We start from the raw sequence: 2,627 nt of genomic DNA, 5'->3' as shown, positions 1-2,627 counted from the left end.
ATTCGAGCCGTCTAAAAGATGAAAACGAACGGAAAGAAGAGAGAAACAAAGGATTTCTAAGAGCATCGTTACTTTCGCTAGTAACTCTCCGGAATTAGGGGGTCGGACCGACAGAATCAATGAACTCCAATATGAAGGGAATGATCTGAAAATAATTGCCACCGCGGGAACTACAGTTCACTATTCTACGGAAATGAAGAGGTCTAGGTGGCTGTGGGGAACTACAGGCTCCTATTTCGGCTAAATGGGCTTATTAGCTGGCTAAAATAATAAAATAGAGGACCGTAGTTCCACTACTTAGCTGAAAGAGCTAATTTCGCTGAAATAGCGTCCTAGAGTTCTCTTATTTGTATGTAGTGTGGCTTCTCTTCCCTCCGCTAAAACAAAAAAAACCACCCGAAGGTGGTCATCTTGCTTAAAGCGGGTGATGGGAATCGAACCCACGCTACCAGCTTGGAAGGCTGAAGTTCTACCATTGAACTACACCCGCGTGATGTAAAAGTCGGGACGACACGATTTGAACATGCGACCCCCTGCTCCCAAAGCAGGTGCTCTACCAAGCTGAGCTACGTCCCGAAATATACCGGCGAGAGGACTCGAACCTCCACTCGTTAGAACTCGATTTTGAGTCGAGCGCGTCTGCCATTCCGCCACGCCGGCTTATGTGGCGCGCCCTGAGAGATTCGAACTCCCGACCTTTTGATTCGTAGTCAAATACTCTATCCAGCTGAGCTAAGGGCGCGTATGAAATTAAGGTAAATAATGCCGAAGACCGGACTTGAACCGGTACGATAGTCACCTATCGCAGGATTTTAAGTCCTGTGCGTCTGCCGATTCCGCCACTCCGGCTTGCTTAAAGGCAGAAGGCGCTACCCAGATTCGAACTGGGGGTAAAGCTTTTGCAGAGCTCTGCCTTACCACTTGGCTATAGCGCCAAAAAGCGGAAGACGGGATTCGAACCCGCGACCCTCGCCTTGGCAAGGCGATGCTCTACCCCTGAGCCACTTCCGCATGATAATGGGGTTCCTCAAATATTTTTGAGGAAAGATGCGCGTAGAGGGACTTGAACCCCCACGGTCGCCCGCTAGATCCTAAGTCTAGTGCGTCTGCCAATTCCGCCATACGCGCATGCTGTAAATAAGGCAAATGGTGAGTCATGTAGGATTCGAACCTACGACACCCTGATTAAAAGTCAGGTGCTCTACCAACTGAGCTAATGACTCATGAAAGAAACTGGGGATCAAGGATTTGAACCTTGGCATGACGGAGTCAAAGTCCGTTGCCTTACCGCTTGGCTAATCCCCAATGGTAGTAATGGGCGGACGACGGGACTTGAACCCGCGAATGCTGGATCCACAAACCAGTGCGTTAACCCCTTCGCCACGACCGCCGCATTAGAAAGATAAAGATATGGAGGCTGATGGATTCGAACCACCGAACTCGGAGAGAGCAGATTTACAGTCTGCCGTGTTTAGCCACTTCACTAAGCCTCCATGATGTAAAGCCAATATGGGAATTCTGGTGCCGTCGAGAGGACTTGAACCCCCAACCTACTGATTACAAGTCAGTTGCTCTACCAGTTGAGCTACAACGGCATATTCAATAGTTATAATGGCGGAGCCGACGGGATTCGAACCCGCGGTCTCCTGCGTGACAGGCAGGCATGTTAGGCCTCTACACCACGGCTCCACATTTATAAAGTTGAACATGAATGGTGGAGGCTGACGGGATCGAACCGCCGACCCTCTGCTTGTAAGGCAGATGCTCTCCCAGCTGAGCTAAGCCTCCATGGGAATGAAATTCTAAAGTAAAAATGGTGACCCGTAGGGGACTCGAACCCCTGTTACCTCCGTGAAAGGGAGGTGTCTTAACCACTTGACCAACGGGCCATGCTTAATGAAAGTATATCAACGGAGAGAGAGGGATTCGAACCCTCGCACCACTTACGCAGTCTAACCCCTTAGCAGAGGGTCCCCTTATAGCCACTTGGGTATCTCTCCATTATAACGAACTGGTAGCGGCAGAGGGGCTCGAACCCCCGACCTTACGGGTATGAACCGTACGCTCTAGCCAGCTGAGCTACGCCGCCATAATGTCTTTTATAAGAAACGGAGAAGGAGGGATTCGAACCCTCGAGACGCTTGTGACGCCTACACGATTTCCAATCGTGCTCCTTCGGCCAGCTCGGACACTTCTCCTAGTATTTATGTGGTTAAGACTCCCCGAACAGGACTCGAACCTGTGACAACTCGATTAACAGTCGAGTGCTCTACCAACTGAGCTATCAGGGAATATGGTGGAGCCAAGCGGGATCGAACCGCTGACCTCCTGCTTGCAAGGCAGGCGCTCTCCCAGCTGAGCTATGGCCCCTTAGGACTTGACTAGAATCAAAAAAGAATTGGTTGGCCCTAGTGGACTCGAACCACCGACCTCACCCTTATCAGGGGTGCGCTCTAACCAGCTGAGCTAAGGGCCAATATTAAAACTAGTCTAATGGATTTGAAAAACACCCACAAGGGGTACTGCTTGGCAACGTTCTACTCTCCCAGAACCCTGCGGTTCAAGTACCATCGACGCTGGAGGGCTTAACGGTCGTGTTCGAGATGGGAACGCGTGGGTCCCCTCCG

22 tRNA genes and 1 rRNA gene are annotated in these 2,627 nt (G+C 50.7%); all 23 read right to left on the bottom strand.

Annotated features, from left to right (window positions below):
• Positions 1-419: 419 nt before the first annotated feature.
• Positions 420-490, bottom strand: a tRNA-Gly gene (locus tag AC58UW_RS33280).
• 12 nt (positions 491-502) lie between these two features.
• Positions 503-576 (bottom strand) — tRNA-Pro (locus tag AC58UW_RS33275).
• 5 nt (positions 577-581) lie between these two features.
• Positions 582-660 (bottom strand) — tRNA-Leu (locus AC58UW_RS33270).
• Between the two features lie 5 nt (positions 661-665).
• Positions 666-742: transfer RNA gene (locus tag AC58UW_RS33265), tRNA-Arg, on the bottom strand.
• A 21-nt stretch (positions 743-763) separates the two neighbouring features.
• Positions 764-849: transfer RNA gene (locus AC58UW_RS33260), tRNA-Leu, on the bottom strand.
• 15 nt (positions 850-864) lie between these two features.
• Positions 865-935: transfer RNA gene (locus tag AC58UW_RS33255), tRNA-Cys, on the bottom strand.
• Positions 936-939: 4 nt separating this feature from the next.
• Positions 940-1,011, bottom strand: a tRNA-Gly gene (locus AC58UW_RS33250).
• A gap of 37 nt (positions 1,012-1,048) precedes the next feature.
• Positions 1,049-1,128, bottom strand: a tRNA-Leu gene (locus tag AC58UW_RS33245).
• Positions 1,129-1,147: 19 nt separating this feature from the next.
• A tRNA-Lys gene (locus tag AC58UW_RS33240) sits at positions 1,148-1,223 on the bottom strand.
• A gap of 10 nt (positions 1,224-1,233) precedes the next feature.
• A tRNA-Gln gene (locus tag AC58UW_RS33235) sits at positions 1,234-1,305 on the bottom strand.
• Between the two features lie 12 nt (positions 1,306-1,317).
• Positions 1,318-1,390 (bottom strand) — tRNA-His (locus AC58UW_RS33230).
• A gap of 21 nt (positions 1,391-1,411) precedes the next feature.
• A tRNA-Tyr gene (locus AC58UW_RS33225) sits at positions 1,412-1,493 on the bottom strand.
• A gap of 26 nt (positions 1,494-1,519) precedes the next feature.
• Positions 1,520-1,595: transfer RNA gene (locus tag AC58UW_RS33220), tRNA-Thr, on the bottom strand.
• 17 nt (positions 1,596-1,612) lie between these two features.
• Positions 1,613-1,689: transfer RNA gene (locus tag AC58UW_RS33215), tRNA-Asp, on the bottom strand.
• A 23-nt stretch (positions 1,690-1,712) separates the two neighbouring features.
• Positions 1,713-1,788: transfer RNA gene (locus AC58UW_RS33210), tRNA-Val, on the bottom strand.
• Positions 1,789-1,814: 26 nt separating this feature from the next.
• Positions 1,815-1,889, bottom strand: a tRNA-Glu gene (locus tag AC58UW_RS33205).
• Positions 1,890-1,911: 22 nt separating this feature from the next.
• Positions 1,912-2,000: transfer RNA gene (locus AC58UW_RS33200), tRNA-Ser, on the bottom strand.
• A 12-nt stretch (positions 2,001-2,012) separates the two neighbouring features.
• Positions 2,013-2,089, bottom strand: a tRNA-Met gene (locus AC58UW_RS33195).
• Between the two features lie 20 nt (positions 2,090-2,109).
• Positions 2,110-2,198 (bottom strand) — tRNA-Ser (locus tag AC58UW_RS33190).
• A 20-nt stretch (positions 2,199-2,218) separates the two neighbouring features.
• Positions 2,219-2,291 (bottom strand) — tRNA-Asn (locus AC58UW_RS33185).
• Positions 2,292-2,294: 3 nt separating this feature from the next.
• A tRNA-Ala gene (locus AC58UW_RS33180) sits at positions 2,295-2,370 on the bottom strand.
• Between the two features lie 29 nt (positions 2,371-2,399).
• A tRNA-Ile gene (locus AC58UW_RS33175) sits at positions 2,400-2,476 on the bottom strand.
• A gap of 48 nt (positions 2,477-2,524) precedes the next feature.
• A 5S ribosomal RNA gene (gene rrf, locus AC58UW_RS33170) occupies positions 2,525-2,627 on the bottom strand; the annotation flags it as partial.

Source organism: Paenibacillus sp. J22R160 (genome assembly GCF_059692135.1).
The sequence above is the reverse complement of the archived record's forward strand: the minus strand, read 5'-3'. Positions and strand labels throughout refer to the sequence as shown.